This window comes from uncultured Shewanella sp. (genome assembly GCF_947497935.1).
GTDB lineage: Bacteria > Pseudomonadota > Gammaproteobacteria > Enterobacterales > Shewanellaceae > Shewanella.
The window spans coordinates 72,291-92,334 of the sequence record NZ_CANMIO010000005.1 but is presented as its reverse complement, the minus strand read 5'-3'; the positions used below and the strand labels follow the sequence as shown (position 1 = coordinate 92,334).

Annotated in this window: 15 protein-coding genes and 1 tRNA gene; 4 read left to right on the top strand and 12 right to left on the bottom strand. The window is 42.7% G+C overall.

Annotation, left to right across the window (positions count from 1 at the left end; genetic code table 11):
- Nucleotides 1-95 precede the first annotated feature (95 nt).
- Nucleotides 96-1,007, top strand: coding sequence for a uridine diphosphate-N-acetylglucosamine-binding protein YvcK (gene yvcK, locus Q1A86_RS07425; protein WP_299804872.1), 912 nt, complete (start codon nt 96-98; stop codon nt 1,005-1,007).
- A 117-nt stretch (nt 1,008-1,124) separates the two neighbouring features.
- Here yvcK and Q1A86_RS07420 read toward each other — a convergent pair whose 3' ends face one another.
- The 7 genes from Q1A86_RS07420 to lrp form a co-directional block, all read right to left on the bottom strand.
- A complete protein-coding gene (locus Q1A86_RS07420) occupies nt 1,125-2,318 on the bottom strand; it encodes an amino acid aminotransferase (protein ID WP_299804869.1) in 1,194 nt (397 codons plus the stop codon).
- A 259-nt stretch (nt 2,319-2,577) separates the two neighbouring features.
- Nucleotides 2,578-3,864, bottom strand: coding sequence for a serine--tRNA ligase (gene serS / locus Q1A86_RS07415; protein WP_299804868.1), 1,287 nt, complete (start codon nt 3,862-3,864; stop codon nt 2,578-2,580).
- 18 nt (nt 3,865-3,882) lie between these two features.
- A complete protein-coding gene (crcB, locus tag Q1A86_RS07410) occupies nt 3,883-4,257 on the bottom strand; it encodes a fluoride efflux transporter CrcB (protein ID WP_299804865.1) in 375 nt (124 codons plus the stop codon).
- A complete protein-coding gene (locus Q1A86_RS07405; protein WP_299804862.1) occupies nt 4,250-5,581 on the bottom strand; it encodes a replication-associated recombination protein A in 1,332 nt (443 codons plus the stop codon). The genes crcB and Q1A86_RS07405 overlap by 8 nt, the downstream gene beginning before the upstream one ends.
- A 9-nt stretch (nt 5,582-5,590) precedes the next feature.
- Nucleotides 5,591-6,217 (bottom strand): outer membrane lipoprotein chaperone LolA, encoded by a 627-nt coding sequence (lolA, locus tag Q1A86_RS07400; protein WP_299804859.1) that lies wholly within the window; start codon nt 6,215-6,217, stop codon nt 5,591-5,593.
- A gap of 65 nt (nt 6,218-6,282) precedes the next feature.
- Nucleotides 6,283-8,850: a DNA translocase FtsK 4TM domain-containing protein gene (locus Q1A86_RS21200; protein ID WP_367277893.1), complete on the bottom strand. Its 2,568-nt coding sequence runs from the start codon at nt 8,848-8,850 to the stop codon at nt 6,283-6,285.
- Between the two features lie 190 nt (nt 8,851-9,040).
- Nucleotides 9,041-9,544 carry a leucine-responsive transcriptional regulator Lrp gene (gene lrp, locus Q1A86_RS07385; RefSeq protein ID WP_012155470.1) on the bottom strand — a complete coding sequence of 168 codons (504 nt, stop codon included), beginning with the start codon at nt 9,542-9,544 and terminating at the stop codon, nt 9,041-9,043.
- Nucleotides 9,545-9,724: 180 nt separating this feature from the next.
- On the opposite strand from lrp, the gene ald reads away from it, so the two are divergent.
- Nucleotides 9,725-10,840: an alanine dehydrogenase gene (gene ald / locus Q1A86_RS07380; protein WP_012155471.1), complete on the top strand. Its 1,116-nt coding sequence runs from the start codon at nt 9,725-9,727 to the stop codon at nt 10,838-10,840.
- A 73-nt stretch (nt 10,841-10,913) separates the two neighbouring features.
- On the opposite strand, the gene Q1A86_RS07375 is transcribed toward ald, so the two are convergent.
- The 4 genes from Q1A86_RS07375 to Q1A86_RS07360 form a co-directional block, all read right to left on the bottom strand.
- On the bottom strand, nt 10,914-11,597 hold the full coding sequence (locus Q1A86_RS07375) for a response regulator transcription factor (RefSeq protein ID WP_299804854.1): 684 nt from the start codon (nt 11,595-11,597) through the stop codon (nt 10,914-10,916).
- A gap of 164 nt (nt 11,598-11,761) precedes the next feature.
- Nucleotides 11,762-13,534 carry a DUF885 domain-containing protein gene (locus Q1A86_RS07370; protein ID WP_299804852.1) on the bottom strand — a complete coding sequence of 591 codons (1,773 nt, stop codon included), beginning with the start codon at nt 13,532-13,534 and terminating at the stop codon, nt 11,762-11,764.
- 141 nt (nt 13,535-13,675) lie between these two features.
- Nucleotides 13,676-15,604 carry an ATP-dependent DNA helicase RecQ gene (locus tag Q1A86_RS07365; RefSeq protein WP_299804850.1) on the bottom strand — a complete coding sequence of 643 codons (1,929 nt, stop codon included), beginning with the start codon at nt 15,602-15,604 and terminating at the stop codon, nt 13,676-13,678.
- A gap of 74 nt (nt 15,605-15,678) precedes the next feature.
- On the bottom strand, nt 15,679-16,542 hold the full coding sequence (locus Q1A86_RS07360) for an endonuclease/exonuclease/phosphatase family protein (RefSeq protein WP_299804847.1): 864 nt from the start codon (nt 16,540-16,542) through the stop codon (nt 15,679-15,681).
- 160 nt (nt 16,543-16,702) lie between these two features.
- Between Q1A86_RS07360 and cls the strand changes: the two genes are divergently transcribed.
- Both cls and Q1A86_RS07350 read left to right on the top strand, forming a co-directional pair.
- Nucleotides 16,703-18,160, top strand: coding sequence for a cardiolipin synthase (gene cls / locus Q1A86_RS07355; RefSeq protein WP_299804845.1), 1,458 nt, complete (start codon nt 16,703-16,705; stop codon nt 18,158-18,160).
- 186 nt (nt 18,161-18,346) lie between these two features.
- Complete coding sequence (locus Q1A86_RS07350; protein WP_299804843.1) at nt 18,347-18,985, top strand: sulfotransferase; 639 nt, start codon at nt 18,347-18,349, stop codon at nt 18,983-18,985.
- Between the two features lie 840 nt (nt 18,986-19,825).
- On the opposite strand, the gene Q1A86_RS07345 is transcribed toward Q1A86_RS07350, so the two are convergent.
- A tRNA-Ser gene (locus Q1A86_RS07345) sits at nt 19,826-19,915 on the bottom strand.
- Between the last annotated feature and the right edge of the window lie 129 nt (nt 19,916-20,044).

Sequence of the window (20,044 nt, the reverse complement as noted above, 5' to 3'; positions counted from 1 at the left end):
TTATCCGATAATACATCGCGAAAAACTTTACTAATCTAGGTATAATTAATAGTTCTTTATACAGGCTTTGGGTATTCAGGAAGGAGACCCCTACAATGAAACACAATGAGCTTAATCAATATAATCATGTGGTAGCCATAGGTGGCGGGCATGGATTGGGTAGAGTGTTATCTGCACTTTCTTTTTTAGGGCCTAAATTGACTGGCATTGTCACGACGACCGACAATGGCGGCTCAACTGGACGCTTAAGAGCCGAACAAGATTGTATCGCCTGGGGAGACTTGCGTAACTGTTTAACTCAGTTAGCTAAACGTCCCTCGGTTGGATCGCTTATGTTCGAATATCGTTTCTCCGGAGAAAACGAATTAAGTGGGCATAACCTTGGCAACTTAATGTTAATGGCGCTAGATGAGCTTTGCGTAAGGCCTCTGGATGCGGTTAATTTAGTGCGTAACTTTTTAAACATCGATACGCGCCTTATTCCAATGTCCGAAGAACCGACTCATTTAGTGGCTTTGCAGGCGAGTGGTGAGAGTGTATTTGGTGAAACCGATGTCGATAAAATGCAAGACACGCCGATCGCTTTATCCCTAGATCCAATCGTCGAGGCAACTTCTGAGGCATGTGAAGCGATACGTGATGCAGATCTTATCATATTGGGGCCAGGAAGCTTCTTAACCAGCATCATGCCGCCGCTACTGCTTCCAAAGATTGCACATGCACTTGCGGAGTCAAAGGCCGAAGTGATCTTAGTGGATAACTTAACTAATGAGCCCTCACCCATTGCTAACTGCAGTTTAAGTAACAAGGTGAACTGGTGTCATCAAGTGTTAGGCTTAACGATCATAGACAAAATTCTTTGCCATGCTGATACCTACTTCGAAAAGGATAATATCTGTTATTACCCACTTAGAAGTTCACATCATATCGGTTTACATGACAAGCAGGCACTAGCCGATGCCTTATCAATCATGGTTAGCCAAAGGCACTGTTTGGAAGAAGCTTAGGCTGCAACTTCTTAATAAAAAAGGACCTATAAGGTCCTTTTTTGATTCGAATGCTTATTTAAAGCATTTTTCATTTAAGCACTTACTCTTAAAGAGTTGGTTCTTAAAGAGTCGGCTCTAAAGTACTTTGGCGATAGCCGCACAGATAACAGGCATGTTTGCCTTTGTCATGCCCGCTACGCTGATCCGGCCTGAGCCGACAATGTAGACAGCAAATTCATCTCTTAAACGGTTCACTTGGTCTTTATTTAGACCAGAGAAACTAAACATGCCATTTTGGCGAGAGATAAAGTCAAAATCTTGATCTACACCCGCAGCTTTTAATGATTCAACAAACAGAGTACGCATCTCGGCGATACGCTCACGCATCTCTTTTAATTCGTCATGCCACAGCTGCTTTAGTGTTTCATCTTCTAAAATGGTGCTTACGATTAATGCACCATGTGCAGGTGGATTAGAATAAGATGCACGAATGGTGCTCTTAATTTGGCTAAATGCATTAATAGCTTCGCCACTGTTTGATGCAACAACCGTGACTGCGCCGATACGTTCATTGTAAAGGCCAAAGTTCTTCGAGAATGAATTAGCAACAATTAGCTCAGGTACAGTATTAGCAACGATACGAAGACCTTGCGCGTCTTCTTCAACACCAGCGCCGAAACCTTGGTAAGCAAAATCGAATAGTGGCACTAATGATTTCGCTAAACATAGATCAGCAACTTGCTGCCATTGTGCGTTATCTAAATCGATACCCGTCGGGTTATGACAACAGCCGTGAAGCAATACCAGATCGCCTGCTTCTGCAGTTTGTAGATCGGCTAGCATTGCATCGAAATCCAGGCCATGAGTTTCTGCTTTATAGTAACGGTACTCAGCAATCTCTAATCCCGCAGTGCTAAAGATATTGTTATGGTTAGCCCAAGTAGGGTTGCTGATCCAAATCTTGTTAGCGCTGGTATGACGAACTAAGAATTCTGCCGCAACACGTAGTGAGCCCGTTCCACCTGGAGCCTGCGCTGTTAAAGCACGGTCTTGAGAAACCACTTCATGCTCAGCGCCAAATAATAGAGTCTGAACAACTCGGTTGTAGGCTTGAACACCCTCCATACCAAGGTAGCTCTTGCTCTTCTCTGTGCCTAATAATTTTTCTTCAGCAAACTTCACAGACTTTAAAATAGGTGTCTGGCCAGACTCATCTTTATAAATGCCAACGCCCAAGTTCACTTTGTTTTCGCGAACATCTGCTTTGAATGCATCTGTTAGGCCTAAAATTGGATCTGCAGGGGCCAGCTCAACCTGGGAAAATATCATTATGGCTTTCCTAAATATTAGAAGTGTAGGGTTTTCGGGTGTATTTATAACATTGAAGCTAATGAGGAGAAAGAGACATTTACGACTATGAGTAAATTTTGGGGCTTAGCGTTCTTTTTATCAGTTTTACGATGAAAAATATGAATTTTCTTAAAAATCTGTAACCCATATTAACGATAATATAATTGCCTCAGTCCCTAACAAAAAGCCTTCACGCAAGTGAAGGCTTTCTATTGAAAACGACTTGAAATAACAGGTATTAACCGATTTTTTCTAGGCCGCCCATGTAACCGCGCAACGCTTCTGGCACTGTGATAGAGCCATCTGCATTCTGGTAGTTTTCAAGTACTGCAACTAGCGTACGTCCAACAGCTAAACCAGAACCATTGAGTGTGTGTAGTAAGCTTGGCTTCTTGTCAGTTTTACCTTTGTAGCGAGCTTGCATACGACGCGCTTGGAAGTCTTGCATGTTACTGCAAGATGAGATCTCACGGTAAGTGTCTTGTGCTGGTAACCAAACTTCGATATCGAATGTCTTAGCTGAACCAAAGCCCATATCACCAGTACATAAAACTACAGTACGGTATGGTAGACCAAGCTTTTGTAGCACGACTTCTGCGTGACCTGTTAATTCTTCTAACGCCTGCATTGAATCTTCAGGCTTAACAAGCTGAACCATTTCGACTTTGTCAAACTGATGCTGGCGGATCAAACCACGAGTATCACGACCATAAGAACCTGCTTCACTTCGGAAACATGGTGTGTGTGCCGTCAGTTTGATTGGTAACTCGTCTTCTTCAACGATAGTGTCACGAACTAGGTTAGTTAGTGGCACTTCAGCCGTTGGAATTAGACTTAGACCTTGGCCTTCTTCAGTGGCAGGCTTAGTATGGAACAAGTCTTCGCCAAACTTAGGAAGCTGACCAGTACCAAGTAAACTATCTTCGTTTACAAGTAATGGTACGTAGGCTTCAGTGTAACCATGTTCAGTTGTGTGAAGATCTAGCATAAACTGTGCAAGTGCACGGTGCATGCGAGCAATTTGTCCCTTCATCACGATAAAGCGTGAGCCGGTGATCTTCACAGCATTTTTAAAGTCTAGACCACCAACGTCTTCACCAAGTTCAACATGATCTTTGACTGGAAAGTCGAACTCTTTTGGTGTTCCCCAACGACGTACCTCAACGTTTTCAGACTCATCTGCACCTGTTGGTACTGACTCATCAGGTAAGTTTGGTACGCTCATTGCGATAGCGTTTAGCTCTTCAAGTAGTGCAGCTAATTCTGTCTTCTTAGCGTCAAGCTCTTCACCTAGGGAACCCACTTGAGCCATGATCGGCGCAACATCTTCGCCTTTAGCTTTAGCTTGACCAATCGATTTAGAGATAGCGTTACGCGACGCTTGTAACTCTTCGGTTGCAACCTGCAAAGACTTGCGAGTTTCTTCAAGCTTGCTTAGACGTTCAACGTCTAAAATAAATCCACGAGTCGCTAGGCGCTCGGCGGTCACTTCTAATTCACTACGTAAAAATTTTGGATCTAACATATTTTATTATCTTAATAGTTAAAAACGAGAAAAAACCAATTGCTGTCCGAGATAAACGACGAAAATACAAACGCCCACATTAACAACAACATTGAATACGGCTTTAACCAAATATCCCTCTTGCATTAGCAGCAGAGTCTCATTGGAAAAAGTAGAAAACGTGGTTAGGGCTCCTAACATGCCAACCCCAATAAACGCCTTAAGTTCCGGGCTAAGTTCGCTCACTTGGCCGAGTGCAAAAATAACACCCATTAAAAACGAACCTAAAATATTAACGACAAGTGTACCAAAAGGAAATCCACTACCAAATACCTGAAGCATCAATAATGAGATAAGATAGCGTAAAACCGCACCAATTGAGCCACCTAAGGCCACAAAAAGCACATTATTCATACCTTTTCACCTCACTGTGTTCGTCAAGCTGCCTTAACTGAGCTAGTTTATCTTTAATTCGCTTTTCAAATCCACGCTCGGTTGGATAGTAAAATTGCTGATCAGTTAACGATGGCGGCAAATATTTCTCGCCACTTGCATAGGCATTAGGTTCGTCATGAGCATAACGATAACCATCACCTTTACCTATCTCTTGCATCAATTGAGTCGGTGCATTACATAGATGCTTAGGTACAGGTTCGTGTCCCGTTTCACGGGCGAGCTGCCTTGCCTTTGCAAAAGCTGTGTATACCGCATTACTCTTAGGAGCACTCGCCAGGTACAACACCGCTTGTGCAATAGCACGCTCACCTTCTGAAGGGCCAACACGATGAAAGCACTCCCATGCATTAACAGCGACAGTCATGGCCATGGGATCGGCATTACCTATATCCTCTGATGCGATAGCTAAAAGGCGTCGTCCTATATAAAGAGGATCACAGCCTCCCTCAAGCATTCGACAATACCAGTAGAGCGCAGCATCAGGTGCAGAACCTCGAATCGACTTATGGACGGCAGAAATCAAGTCGTAATACTGATCGCCATTCTTGTCGAAACCGGCAAGTTGCTGCCCGGCAACCTGCACTATCATCTCTTCGGTAAACGCTTCACCGTCTTTAAGCATGTCGCTCATCAGCTCGATAAGGTTTAATGCTTTACGCGCATCCCCGTCACAAGTTTGAGCAAGTTTTAAGGCTACATCGGGTGGCAGCAGTAGCTTACGTTTACCTAAGCCTCGCTCTTCATCTTCAAGCGCTTGTTGGACTATCTGGCCAATTTCATTTGCTTCAAGCTGGTTAATAACATAAACCCTAGCTCTGGATAATAATGCGTTGTTTATCTCAAATGAGGGGTTTTCTGTCGTTGCACCAATAAAGATAACCGTGCCGTCTTCGATAAAAGGCAAAAACGCATCTTGTTGGCTCTTATTAAAACGATGAACCTCATCAACAAATAGCAAGGTGCGTTGTCCACGAGATTGAGCCACGTTCTTGGCATGCTCAATTGCGCTGCGGATCTCTTTAACACCCGATGTGACCGCGGAGATGCGTTCAACATGGGCATTTGCATAACGCGCGACTAATTCAGCTAAGGTAGTCTTGCCTGTGCCTGGCGGCCCCCAGAACATCATGGAGTGGGCGCGGCCAGCCTCAAGTGCTTGGCGTAGGGGTTTCCCCTCACCTAAAAGATGAGACTGACCTATATATTGCTCTAAGGTTTCTGGCCTCATCCTAGCGGCTAAGGGCCTAAAATCCGGAGCGAAATCAAAACTGAAACTAGACACAGACTTCTCTTAATTTGGCGACTTTAAACGTTGATCATCGATATCGACATCATCAGGTACGGTAAACTTAAACAGATCTTTGTCATTTTCTGCAATAGGCGTTTGATTCGTCAGGGTGAAATCACTGGTATTACCCTGTTGATCTTTTAACACCATTTTGGTCAATTGCTGTTGATTGAAGCAAACCTCAACTTCCGATACGCCGCTATCCTTATCTCTAGGGCTAATATCAAAACAATCGCCATTATTAACCACATCATATTGCGACCATGTCGCTTCATCAGAATGAACTAATAAAGCAATAGGTGAAGCATTGATAGCCTGATTAATGTCCATAACAGAAACTTCCTCTGCAAATGGGTTATAGATCCACACATCCGTACCATCGGCAACGATTAACGACTCATCTGGGGCGGTCAGATGCCAATAAAACTGATTAGGGTGTGAAAGTGCGAACACCCCCTCACCTGTTTGAATCACTTTTTGGTTGATATCGGTTACGGTTTGATTGAAATTAGCTTTTAAGGTATTAATTTCCTTTAACTTAACTTTCAAATCATCCTGCCCGCCAGCCATGGCTGGGAGGTGGCAAAACAATGGCAGGCTCAAGGCTGCTATCGTGAAAATCTTGTTCATTTTACTCTCCGAGAAAAGCCTAATCTGGCTTAACGCTATATCTAATCAGGCGTACTTAAGCTGTACTATGCGTAATCTTTTGGCGGTGGTGGCGCTAACACCTCACGATTGCCGTTATGGCCTTGGGCACTGACGACGCCTTGAAGTTCCATCTGCTCGATAATTCGCGCTGCGCGGTTATAACCAATCTTGAACTTACGCTGGACGCTAGAGATTGAGCCACGACGAGTTTGAGTAACGAAGGCAACGGCTTCATCATACAATGCGTCAACCTCTTCTTCACTGTCACTCGCCTCACCAGGTAATAATACCTGCTCACCTTCTGCTGATCCCTGCAAAATTTCTTCTATATATTGTGGCTTACCACGTGCGTGCCAATCGGCAACGACTTTATGAACTTCATGATCGTCAATAAATGCACCGTGCACACGTACTGGAACACTCGTGCCAGGTGGTAAATAAAGCATGTCACCCATACCAAGCAAGGTTTCAGCACCTTGTTGATCTAAAATGGTTCTCGAATCGATGCGAGAGGATACTTGAAACGCCATACGTGTTGGAATGTTCGCTTTAATCAAACCTGTGATCACATCGACTGACGGTCTCTGGGTGGCCAAAATTAAGTGAATCCCCGCAGCACGAGCCTTTTGGGCAATTCGAGCAATCAATTCTTCAACTTTCTTACCGACAATCATCATCATGTCGGCAAATTCATCGACGACCACAACAATAGAAGGTAATTTATCTAGCTCTGGCGCTTCAGGCTCCATACTATCTGAAGACTTCCAAAGTGGATCGTAGACAGGTTCACCAGATTCTTTCGCTTGTTTAATCTTAGCGTTATAACCTTTAAGGTTTCGCACACCTAAAGCTGACATTAACTTATAACGTCGCTCCATCTCCCCTACACACCAACGCAATGAGTTGGCGGCCTCTTTCATATCAGTCACGACCTCACAAAGAAGGTGTGGGATCCCTTCGTAAACCGATAGCTCAAGCATTTTAGGATCGATCATAATGAAGCGAACATCATCTGGTCCAGACTTATACAGTAAGCTGGTGATCATCACGTTGACACCAACCGACTTACCAGAACCCGTTGTACCAGCAACAAGAAGATGCGGCATCTTACCCAGATCGACGACGACTGGTTTACCACCAATATCGGCACCCAATACCATGCTGAGGTGTGATGGGTTTTCTCTGAACTCTTCACAGTCGAGTACATCGCGCATAAACACAGTTTCACGGAACTTGTTTGGTAGCTCGAGTCCCACATAAGCCTTACCAGGGATCACCTCGACGACTCTCACATTTTCTGCCAGCAAGGAGCGAGCCAGATCCTTAGAAAGATTAGTAATCTTAGATGCCTTCACACCTGGTGCCAACTCTAACTCGAAACGAGTAACAACTGGACCCGGATAAACCCCCACTACATTAGCTGTAATATTGAAGTCGGCAAGCTTTACTTCAACTAGCTTACCAATTTGCTCAAGCTCTTCTTGGCTAATCGGATTTGTTGTACGATTTGGAACATCTAACAAAGAGATGCAAGGCAAAGGTGCCATTGGTGGGCGCTCTTGCTCAGGCTCTTGCTCAGGCTCTTGACCTGGAAGCACTACGATACCATCGACAATCTTGGCTTTCTCTTCTTGCTTACGCTTAACCGCATTGACTGAACCTTCAGAAGTCGTGTTATTAAAGTCGATTGACTCGACTTCATCTGGCGCGTCGCTAACCCAAGGAGCAGCAATTTGTGGCTCTGCAGTCAGTGGCTCAAAGACGTTTGGCTCAGCGGATTGAGTAAAGTCTAATGTAGGCTCAATGATTTGGGGCTCTTTTCTTGGTTGAACGCTATCAACCTTTAGCACTTCTTTCTTAACTGTGACAGTTTGCGCGACTTGGTTATCTTCGAATGCCTCTTCATCTTCTTCGTCTGTGTTTATGGCGGTATTTCGACGTTCCTTAAAACGCTCTACCACTGACAAGAAGCCTCTCGTGTCTTCGGTGTCACCCATTTCTGGCTTAAATTTGTTCGGCAGCTCCTTAAGGTTTCTAAAAAACCAAATGGTAGCGTAACCCGTGAGGTCGACAACAGTTAACCAGCTTATGCCAGTGAGCAATGTAAAACCCGCGCCAACAAAGCATAATAATAATAGTGTCGTACCCAGACTATTAAAGTAAGGCAGCATTGCCTGTCCAATGACGTCACCAGCAACACCACCAGCAGAGAAGCCATAGATACCGTTAGCGTTCATGCTCGCTAACGCGGCAAGACTGAACACGATAAGTAAGAAGCCGATTAGTCGCAGACCCACGGAAAAATAGTCTATTTCAAGCAACTTATGGGTACGCTTAAATAGCAACCAACCCGTTAAAGCGATAATAATAGGAATGATATAGGCGCAATAACCAAAAAAATAAAATAATACATCTGCTAACCAAGCACCTACGGCACCAGTGAGATTATTAATTTCGCCATCAAAATTTGACTGACTCCATCCTGGATCGGAAGAATGGAAACTGCTCAAAGCAATAAGAACGTATGTCGCCATCATGCAACAAAAAATAAGACTACCTTCCAATAATCTTTGAACGCCAGAGAGCGTTTTAACACTATTTCCCTTAGACAATGGAAAACCTACACTTGAAAAACGTTAATTAAAGATAAGATACCAGAATTTAAGACTTTATGCAGCGTTTGCGACTTCTATGCAAGACTGAATATTTATTCACACAAACACTTTGCATCAATTTGTATCTTTTTGGATTTTGTATAAAAAAAGGAGCCATTTTGGCTCCTTTTTATCGTTAGTATGTTAATTACGCATCTGAAACAGTATTGATAGCAACACGATTAGTTTGCTTAACCTCTTCCATAACAACATAAGTACGAGTATCTGAAACTGCAGGCAATTTAAGAAGTGTTTCACCTAGTAAACGACGATATGCAGACATATCTGAAACTCGCGTCTTCAATAAGTAGTCAAAATCACCAGAGACTAAATGACACTCTTGGATGTCATCAAGCAATTGTACGGCTTTATTAAACTTATCAAACACCTCTGCAGTATCACGGTTTAAGGTGATTTCTACAAAAACTAACAATGAAGCACCCAAGTAATGCGGGTTTACTAATGCCGTGTAACCCTTTATATAACCTTGCTTTTCTAGTCTTTTAACCCTTTCAAGGCAAGGTGTTGGGCTCAAGCCTACACGCTTAGATAACTCGACATTTGAAATTCGGCCATCAATTTGTAATTCATTAAGTATATTTCTATCGATACGATCTAAGTCTTTTATAGGACTCTTTTTATTATTAACCATATATATAACCCTGGTTGCCGTCTAAGACAATATTATCATCTACTTTTAAAAAATCTTCAGCAGCATAAACTGCGTAATGAATACTATACTAGATTTCCCTGAAACATTCACGTTCAGGCTATATAAAATAACAATTACACCCATAGAGAATGGGTTTTTATGCGAATTTGAGGCTCGAAGATGATTATAGGTGTTCCAAAAGAAATCAAAAATCACGAATATCGTGTTGGCATGGTTCCATCAAGTGTTCGTGAATTGACGTCACGTGGTCATGAGGTTTTTATTGAAACAAATGCTGGTTCAGGCATTGGTTTTGTCGATCAAGATTATATTGAAGTGGGTGCAAAAATACTTGATACAGCTGCAGAGGTATTTGCTAAATCAGAAATGATTGTAAAAGTAAAAGAACCTCAAGCAGTTGAACGTGCAATGTTACGTGAAGACCAGTTGCTATTTACCTACCTTCATCTAGCGCCGGATCTTCCTCAGACAGAAGATCTCGTTAAAAGTGGCTCAGTATGTATAGCATACGAAACCGTTACAGATGATCGCGGTACCCTACCACTACTCGCTCCTATGTCAGAAGTTGCAGGACGCATGTCAATTCAAGCCGGTGCAATGGCATTAGAAAAGTCTATGGGTGGACGCGGCATGTTACTAGGTGGTGTACCTGGTGTAGAGCCAGCTAAAGTCGTTATTATTGGTGGCGGCATGGTTGGTACTAACGCTGCACAGATGGCTGTTGGCCTAGGTGCTGACGTTGTTATCTTAGACAGAAGCATCGATGCGCTTCGCCGTCTCAACGCACAATTTGATAATAAAGTTAAAGCCATTTATTCAACGGCTGACGCTATTGAAAAACACGTACTAGAAGCTGATCTTGTTATCGGTGGTGTACTTGTCCCTGGCGCCGCAGCACCAAAGCTTGTGACTAAAGAACACATCAAGCGTATGAAGCCAGGTTCTGCAATTGTTGACGTTGCAATTGACCAAGGTGGTTGTATTGAAACTTCTCACGCAACAACACACCAAGATCCAACTTATATCGTAGATGATGTTGTGCATTACTGTGTAGCAAACATGCCTGGTGCTGTAGCCCGCACTTCAACGTTCGCTCTAAACAATGCTACTTTACCGTATATTATTAAACTTGCTCAGTTAGGTTATAGAGAAGCGCTTTTACAAGACAAGCACTTACTTAATGGTCTTAATGTTATGCACGGTAAGATCACTTGTGCAGAAGTTGCTGAAGCATTAAACCTTGAGTTTGTTGATCCAACTATCTTACTCAAGTAAATCGTACTTAAGTAAAACGACTTATATTTAAAAGGGAGCCTATGGCTCCCTTTTTTGTTCTAATGCTAATAACTCAAGCTATCGAGGTAAAACTGTAGCCCTTCCCCCTAACGGTATTAATTAGCGTTTTAGGTAATTGCTTTTCAAACAGTTTACGCCGGGTGTTACTGATATGCATATCAAGATTGCGATCGAATTTTCCAAGCTCTTTCTCCAATATACGAAGTTGTAACTCCTGTTTTGTTACCACTTGACCTTTTCTCTCGAACAGATATTTGAACAACCTAAATTCAGTTTGAGTGAAAACAACCGCTTTCTTAGAAATTGATATGGTGAATAGTCTTTCATCGAAACCAATATCTTCAGTCTTAACATTATCTAGCTCAGGCTGGTTTTTCTTGCTTTGCATTCTACGGCCCATGGCGTTGATCCGAACCAATAGCTCACGTTCACTACAAGGCTGTATTAAATAGTCATCGGCACCAAACTCATAGGCCTGGATCCTGTCTTCTTCAGAATTTGAATCCGATAATATGATGACCGGCGTCCTTGTCTGCTTTAATAAAGCACGCTCGATATCCGATATAACTGACATATTAAGGAATAATAAAGTTAGATCTGCATAGATAGACGCCTCTTTAAGGCTTTGTTCATCAAAGTTGTTTGCGAGGGTTACAGTGAAATCTTGTCCTGCAAGAAGCTGGGCCAATTTCCCTATAATAGTAGAACCGTTATCCACCAGCAAAATGTGTTTCATTACCTAACAACTCAAATACGAATAATTCGCATTAAGATTACATTAAATAAAACAATTAAGCTAGTCACTTATAACAATCGACTTATCAAAAAGACTCTAATCGAAAGAAGGCAAAAAAGGCCAGCTGCGATAACAAACTGGCCCTCTATCAATTGAACAGATGATTACTTGCTTAGCATTAGCTCGCGGATATATTTAACAGGAGCACTGCCGTAACTTAAAAACTCTTCATGGAAGGCCTTCAAATTGAAATCATCACCCTTCAGTGTCTTATACTCTTCTCTAAAGTCATAGATCTCACGATAGCCTGAATAATAGCTGGTTAATTGAACCTGGCTCAAGGTTGCTCTACGCCATTTACCTTCGGCTTCGGCTCGCTGCTGAAAAGCTTCATTCATCATCAAGTCTAATGCCTGTGGTTCAGTCATACCATTAACTTGTATGCTGTAATCAAGAATAGTGTTACAGATAACGCGTAAATTCCACTTGTAGTACATGAGCCACATTTCCGGCTCGAAATCCCCATAACCTTCTTCAAGCATCATACGCTCGGTGTAAACTGCCCAACCTTCAACCATGGCGCCATTACCAAATAAACTCTTGATAAGGCTTGGAGACTCATTTGAATAAACAAGCTGAGTGTAATGACCTGGAATGGCTTCATGGATATTAAGTACTTGTAGGATCCAATGATTGTATTCACGCAAGTAACTCTCTGCAGAATCACGACTCATGTTATCGAGTGGAGTGACGTTATAGTAAGTGTTTCCTGATTTTTCATATGGTCCAGGTGCGCTGATCGATGCCCCGGCGTAACCTCGCATATAAGCTGGCGTCTCACGCACAACCAAAGGCTTATTGGGATCCAGGGTCACTAGGTTTTTCTCATTAACGAATGCCACGAGTTCAGGGATCTGCGCTCGAACCTCATCAACAAAATCTTCCCGTTCAACATGCTTAGCTGATAGCTTATCGATAAGCGCTTTTATTGCGACCTTGTCATCTTTAGGCTGTGGCGTATCAAAATACTTATCCCAGATTTTTGCGGTTATCTTTGCCATTTCGGCTTGGACTCGGTTTTTATCATTTACCGCTTTTTCGTAAAGGGCTTTGCCTGACATACCCGCCTGAATATCATAGGCGAATTTTTGCTCATAAAGCTCAGCTCCTATACGGAAACTTCGCGACCCTTGCTTGGCTAGTTTTGACTCTAAAGACCTTAACCAGTCGAGATGCTCGTTGATCGCAATTGTCGCCTTATTAAAACGATTGGCAAATAGCGCTTTTTCTTGATTGGTTAAACCCGATTTAATCGCCTGATCGAGTAATTCATTAGAGAACACTGAGAACGCGCCCTCATTTTGCATTATGGCAAGTTGTGTGTGCTCTAGGGTGGGATCCTGAATGTTGTCACGAGCTGCTGCATAATAAGCGGGCACATTTTCCATTCTCGATATCACTGAACGAAGACGTTCGTCCAAGGGAGCAAAGTCTTCATTAATTATCTGAGCAAAGCCACCGGAAACATTGTACCGAGATGGATCCCATTGCCATGATTTGAAGGTCTCTATGTTCCACTTCATCTCGGCCAATAGATTTTCTATCAATCGATAGTCGGTCAACATAGCAGGGGTCATTGACTTAGGATCGAACTTTGCTAATTGTTGCTCTTGAGTTTGTACAAAAGCGAGCGTCGCCTGCCGCGTTTCAGCGTTAGGTACTTTTAAGACACCATCATACTTGTGAAAACCACTGTATAGAGCCCAAGTTGGTGATTCAATCCACAAGGCATCGATAAAATTAGTGCTAAATTGGCCAAAAGCTAGATTTTGATCTGTAATTTCGACCGCTACGGGTTCTGCTGTTTGCTGACTTTGGCAAGCTGTAAGGCCTACCAGAGAAAGCGCTATCGCCAATGGCAACGCGGCTCTTTTCATATTGTGATCCCTTAATTTGTTAGTTCGTGGTCTTTGCCACTTTTAAAGCCCTCCCAGTAAATCATGTTCTGGTTACTTTTTCAGTAACTATGCTTAAATCGACAAGCTTTGTTACATTAAGGAGGGCTGAATTATTCTCTATTATTTCAAGTGGCTTTGAGTCCACGACAAGATATCCGCAAAGCGATAATGCTCAAATTTCCCAAAAGCTTTAAGTTGTCGCATTTTTAACTTGGTAAACATGGGAGTAGTTAATCCACACAGAAATCTCGTCAGTAAAACCGGGCTCACATGTACCCCAAGCTTATTTATCGCATCATGGCAGTTCCCATCAAAGTCGAACTCACTCAAAGGTTTTAACGCTGCGGCGACGGGTAATTTGGCACTCAAACCATTGCATACACTGCAGTGTCCGCATGGTTCGCTTAAGCGAGGATCAGCAAAGTATTGAGCTAATTGCAAACTTAAGCAGGTCTCACTATCAAAAAAATCCACCAGCTGATTAATACGGGTAATTTCGCTTTGCTCTTTGAGACTAAAACGATTAAAAAGTCTGGAAGATAAAGAGTCATCTATATTGGCGCTCAAGATTTCATAAACTTGGGTTAACTGTTTACTTTGTAATTCGATAAGCTGTTTTTGATGCAGGTAATCTAACGCTTTTATCGCTCTGTCTCGGCTACTAGGGATTTTTTGCTCCAATGCCTCAAAGTTGGCGCTATACCAAAGTTTAGCTTTTTGAGAGCTATCAAGCACCGCATTGATAAAGACCTGTCTATCGGGATCGAACTTTTCTAAAATTTGCTCTATTGGACACAAGAGCTTAAAACGATATTCGGCGAAATAACTGTATTTTGGCTTGATGACCCGTAACATCTCTAAGTACACAAGTAGCGTCTTTAAGCTCAAAATGCGAATATTGGATGCACTAGACAAAGGGTTAAGCATCACTTCCCATACTGTACTGGTTTGAGCTTCGCGCTTTATTTCATCGATAACATGTTCAATCGCGCTTAACTCTGGTGTGTCACCATATACAAAGTTTTCCAACACATTCAGGTTATCTCTATTAGCTAATACTAGGCAGTCAGAACTAAAACCATCTCGTCCAGCACGACCAATCTCTTGAGCGTAGTTCTCTATGGACTTAGGGAGATCGTAATGCGCGACAAAGCGAATATCACTCTTATCAATTCCCATTCCAAACGCGATGGTGGCAACGATGATTGGAACGTCGCCAGCCATGAACTGTGATTGAATCGATTTTCTCTTATCACTGTCCATCCCAGCATGATATGCAAGAGCAGAGAAGCCCTTCTTAACCAATGCATCTGCGATAAACTCAGCCGTTTGCTGTAATGTCACGTAAACAATGCCGCTTTGTTCTTTTCTTGCGGAAAGCCAATCGTTGAGGTAATTGAGCTTATCTGAAGATGGGATCCCTAATGCTTGAAGATTTAAATTCGGTCGATAAAAACCCGTTAAGGTAACGCATTGCTCTGCGATGCCGAACTTCTTCCCCATATCCTCTATCACCTTAGGGGTTGCTGTTGCTGTTAGTAGCAGAACTTGGGGGATCTGCAGTTGTCTCTGATAAGCTGGGAGTTTGAGATAGTCGGGTCTGAAGTTATGCCCCCACTCAGAAATACAGTGGGCCTCATCGATGACAAGCATCGAAATAGGTACTGATGAGATAAACCGTCTAAAGCGTTCATTATTTAGACGCTCTACAGAGATCATTAAAATCTTAATATGCCCAGAGGTCACTCCTTCAATTACCGCACTCGCCTGTTCATTGGTCTGAGTAGAATCGATAGATGCGGCTTCAATCCCTTTTTTATTTAAAAACTGCAACTGATCATCCATCAAGGCGAGCAGTGGCGAGACGACTAAGGTTAAGTGAGGCAAGGCTAAGGCCGGTAACTGGTAACAAAGGGACTTACCTGAGCCCGTTGGGAAAATAGCCGCAGCGCTGTGACCATTTAAAATGTTTTGGACGACTTCTTCCTGCCCTTCACGAAACTGCTGAAAACCAAAATATTGGCTAAGCAACGCATGCGCGTTATCCATATAAATTCCTGTGTAATCTGGCGTGCTAAAATGGTGTGCTAAAAATTGAGAACGGCATGAATTTACCGAACTAATTATGTTAACGGGCGGTTCTTTTCTAAACGAAAATAGGCTTTGACCGGGTTGTGATCTGAACTCGATGTGATAATAGATTCAGCCTTAACTAATTCTAAATCCCTGTAAAAGATATGATCAAGATTATGGCCTAGGACACGAGTTCTAGAGTCTACATTTGGTATGGCCTCAATTAGACCTGAGCGCTTAGCGAGTTGCTTAACAGAGTTAAAGCGTTCATCGCTCCAAGTATTCATGTCGCCAGCGAAAATAACTGGCCCTTGATGACCCTTGATGGCTTCTTCCACAATACGTAACTGAGCCAGATAATCCTCTAAGCCGAAAGTAAAGTTGATACTATGAATGTTAGCGACCAACAATTGGCTGTTATCGGATAAAGAGTAATAAGAGATCAACATCGACTTGGGGTAATTAATGTAAGGCTCAGCTTTTCTAAAAACACAGCTACTCGTCGCAGACTCTCGTGTTAGATTCATCACTCCAATGGGCTCATTATCAAAACTGAATGCTTTAGCAAGCAACATGGATAACTCTTGAGATTCAACGAATGATTTTAGCTCTGGAGTTAACTGAGCCTCTTGCAGTAAAAGTAAATCAGAACGCTCAGCAAGCTGCTTTAACGTTTCATCCCATCCGTCATTTTTTTGCTTATAAAGATTCCAAGTTGTTACATCGAGTTTCCCATACCTATCGAGGGCACCTTTTGCGGGTTGGCTAATACACTGAACAGCCGGGCTCGGACCAATCTTGTTTGTCACCAGTATATCTTCGGTAGGGATAACCGAAGCGTCATACACGTAAATAACAACCGCTAGGCCTGCAATAAGCGTCAAAAATATAAGCTTTCGGATAATTTTTGCCATAATGGACTTATTCAACTCTGTACTTAGATTTAAAGTAATCTTTTCATTATAATAGCTTCTTAGTGTTAGTCACATAATCATTCAATTAAGAGGTTAGTTAGCTTAAATCATCGCTTAGCGCCTGATTTATGCGACTAAAGGTAAGACTATCAAACACAATATGTATGAATTTTATCAGCTACTAACCATAGCTGGCGTGTTTTTCTACTGGCTTATTATTGCAGGTATTAGTATTCGCGTAGTAGCAAAGCGGCGTTCTATTGGCGTGTCTTTAGCCTGGCTAATGATTATTTATATCGTGCCATTAGGTGGTGCGTTCGCCTACCTGCTGTTTGGTGAGTTAAATTTAGGTAAGAAAAGAGCGGTTCGTGCAGAGCTGATGTTTAAACCCTACGGTGAGTGGTTTAAAAAACTCTATGAATACCGACAATATCGCCCACATGTCGCCAGTCTATATGGGCAGTCGATAAGTGCCATTTGTGAGAAACAAGTAGGGATCCCCGCACTCGCCGATAACCACCTCACGCTATGCAGTGAAACTTATGAAATCTTAGATAAGCTAATTGAAGATATCAACCAGGCGAGTGAAACGATTCTACTCGAATTCTATATCTGGCATCCTGGCGGGCGTGCCGATGATGTGGCTAACGCTCTAATTAATAGTGCCGCTAGAGGGGTAAAAGTTCGGTTATTGCTGGATGCTGCGGGTAGCAGACATTTCTTCAAGAGCCATTGGCCAAAATTAATGAAAAAAAGCGGCATTCAAGTGATTAGCGCCCTCGAAGTGTCTCCTATTCGTATGTTCTTTAGAAGATTAGATCTTAGGCTTCATAGAAAAATCGTCGTCATCGATAATCAAATTGGCTATACCGGATCAATGAACCTAGTCGACCCTAAGTATTTTAATCAAGACGCTGGCGTCGGAGAATGGATTGATGTGATGGTTCGGATCACAGGTACTTCTGTCCCTGTGCTGAATAGCATCCATGCCTGGGACTGGGAAGTCGAAACCAATGAGCGTTTTCTACCCGAACAACCTAAATGCTTATCTCATGAGGACTCAGAGATCACTGACTTGGTTCAGGTCATTCCTTCAGGACCGGGTATGCGCGAAGAGGTGATCCATCGAGTCCTATTGCAAAGTATTTACCAAGCGTCAAAAAGTATCGTCATCACGACCCCCTACTTTGTGCCAAGTGACAACCTGCATATGGCGCTGATCATTGCTGCGCAACGCAACGTCAAAGTCGATATCATCGTGCCAGATAAGAATGATTCATTAATGGTTGAATGGGCAAGTCGAGCGTTTTTTAGTGAACTTTTAGAAGCTGGCGTTAATATTCATCGCTTTAAAGGCGGTCTGCTGCATACCAAATCCGTTGTCATCGACAGTAATCATTGCTTAATTGGCACCGTTAACTGGGACATGCGCAGCTTATGGCTCAACTTCGAAGTAACCCTTGCGGTCGATAATCTTGGTTTTACCGAAAAGCTTGAGCAGGTACAGCAAGAATACCTTAAAAACGCGGATAAGATCTGCTCCGAGCAGTGGCGGAAACGCTCAATAGCCAGTCGTGGGGCCGAACGCATTTTCTATTTATTCAGCCCTTTACTCTAGCTTTTATATGCCTATTTATCTTTAATTTTTTACATCAGCTCTCTTGTCCACCAAGTTTATCGAAGCGTTTAGCGCAATGAGTTAGACAAAATGAGTTTGGTGGTTAAACCAGAGCCGATAACCTCTAGCACAACTGAGCAGTTTCAGTCCTGTTAGCTAGAAATGCATTACTATAATTGGATTGTTATGAATAAAGTTTTTATCATTGGGCTACCACGAACTGGCACCACCAGTATTAGCGTAGCGATGTTAGATTATGGTTTTAAGGTTGCCCATACAGCCTACACTCAACAGGCATTCCACCTAGCCGATATTGTCTCTGATGCTCCCTGCTTTAACGATTATAAGCAATTAGACAAGCTGTTCCCCAATGCTAAATTCGTTTATCTAGAGCGAGAGCTAGCTCTATGGATCCCCTCAATGCAGATGCTAATCAACAAGATGAAAGCAGATCTAGATCCTAAGACTGGAATATTTAACCCGGTTCTTAAACGCAGTTTTAACGAGACTTTTAAATTAACTAGTACAGCGATCCCCGATGACGCTGCACACCTTGAAAGCTGTTACTTACAGCACAAAGAACAAGTACTCGATTATTTTGCAGGTCGAGATGATTTAATCTGTATCGACATCAGTCATGAAGACAGTTTAGCCGAGCTACTTGGTTTTTTAGGTGTGGCATTCGAGGGAGCCCCTCGGTTTCCACATCTAAACATTGGCAGAAGGGTCGCTTGCTGGAAGGAACATAAGCATCTCAACAAGGTAAATGCCAATAGCGCCGGCCCCATGCATAGAAAATTTTTCGATTATGCAGCTAAGCGCTAAAACGAAGCACTAGACGCTACTAGGCACTAGAAGTTAAGATCTCACACTTAAGCTTAATACCTTAGCTCAGACAACTAAATCTACAGTTCACCGGTACGCCAACTTGTACTGTAGATTTACTTTCCCCCTAACTATCGTTTTTAATGCCTTCTCACTTGAATCCAGCTCCACTCTAATCGTGCCACTTGCAATGTAGTAGCGACTAATACCAATCAGTATAAACATATAGTCGCTCAGCGAGAGTTTAGCGGTTCTAAGGCAAGGAAATTAAGTGCCCCTCGGTAACTGCTCCTGTGTTACTCTCGATAATAACTCCTGCATTATTCTACCTTCGACCATCCTTAGTCTCGTACCTCCTATATCCATATAGTCGTGCATAAATGGCATTCACCACATCTGACCTCCAAGGCCTTAAGCGTTCCATACGCTTTGAAGGCATTTCCCATATCCCTATGGGTCAGTGGAGGAAATGTCTTATATATGTCAGGAACATACAAGACCATGTGGTTTGGAACGAGTGAAGAGCATCGTTGAACTAGGGTTTAGCTCCCTCTTGTTCATTAAGAGTCACTGCATCAGAACCGCTAAAACTCGCCATTCTGGCGGGTTTTTGGCTGCCTACTTCTGCGTTGAATAGCTTTATAAGGGAGTAACCACTATTGCAGCTATTCGCCTTGAATTAGTTTGCCAAAAATCGCTCTGAGTAGATCAAATTCTTATACTGATTGGTAATAACAGCTGTTATACAAACTGCACTATCGTTTTAGTAAACTAATGTAAAAATTAAAATTGCAGACAGCAAAAAGCCCGTTATCTTGCGATAACGGGCTTTTCAGAATTTGGCGGTGAGCGAGAGATTCGAACTCTCGTTAGGGATTAACCTAAACACACTTTCCAGGCGTGCGCCTTCAGCCACTCAGCCAGCTCACCAAACTAATTAGTTTTGCGTGGATAATCACCACGGTTGCCGAAGAAATAAATTAAAAAATATTTGCCGGACAACGGAGCGCTACTTTACTGAAAAGGCACAATTGCGTCAAGCCAAATAGCCTTAATCTC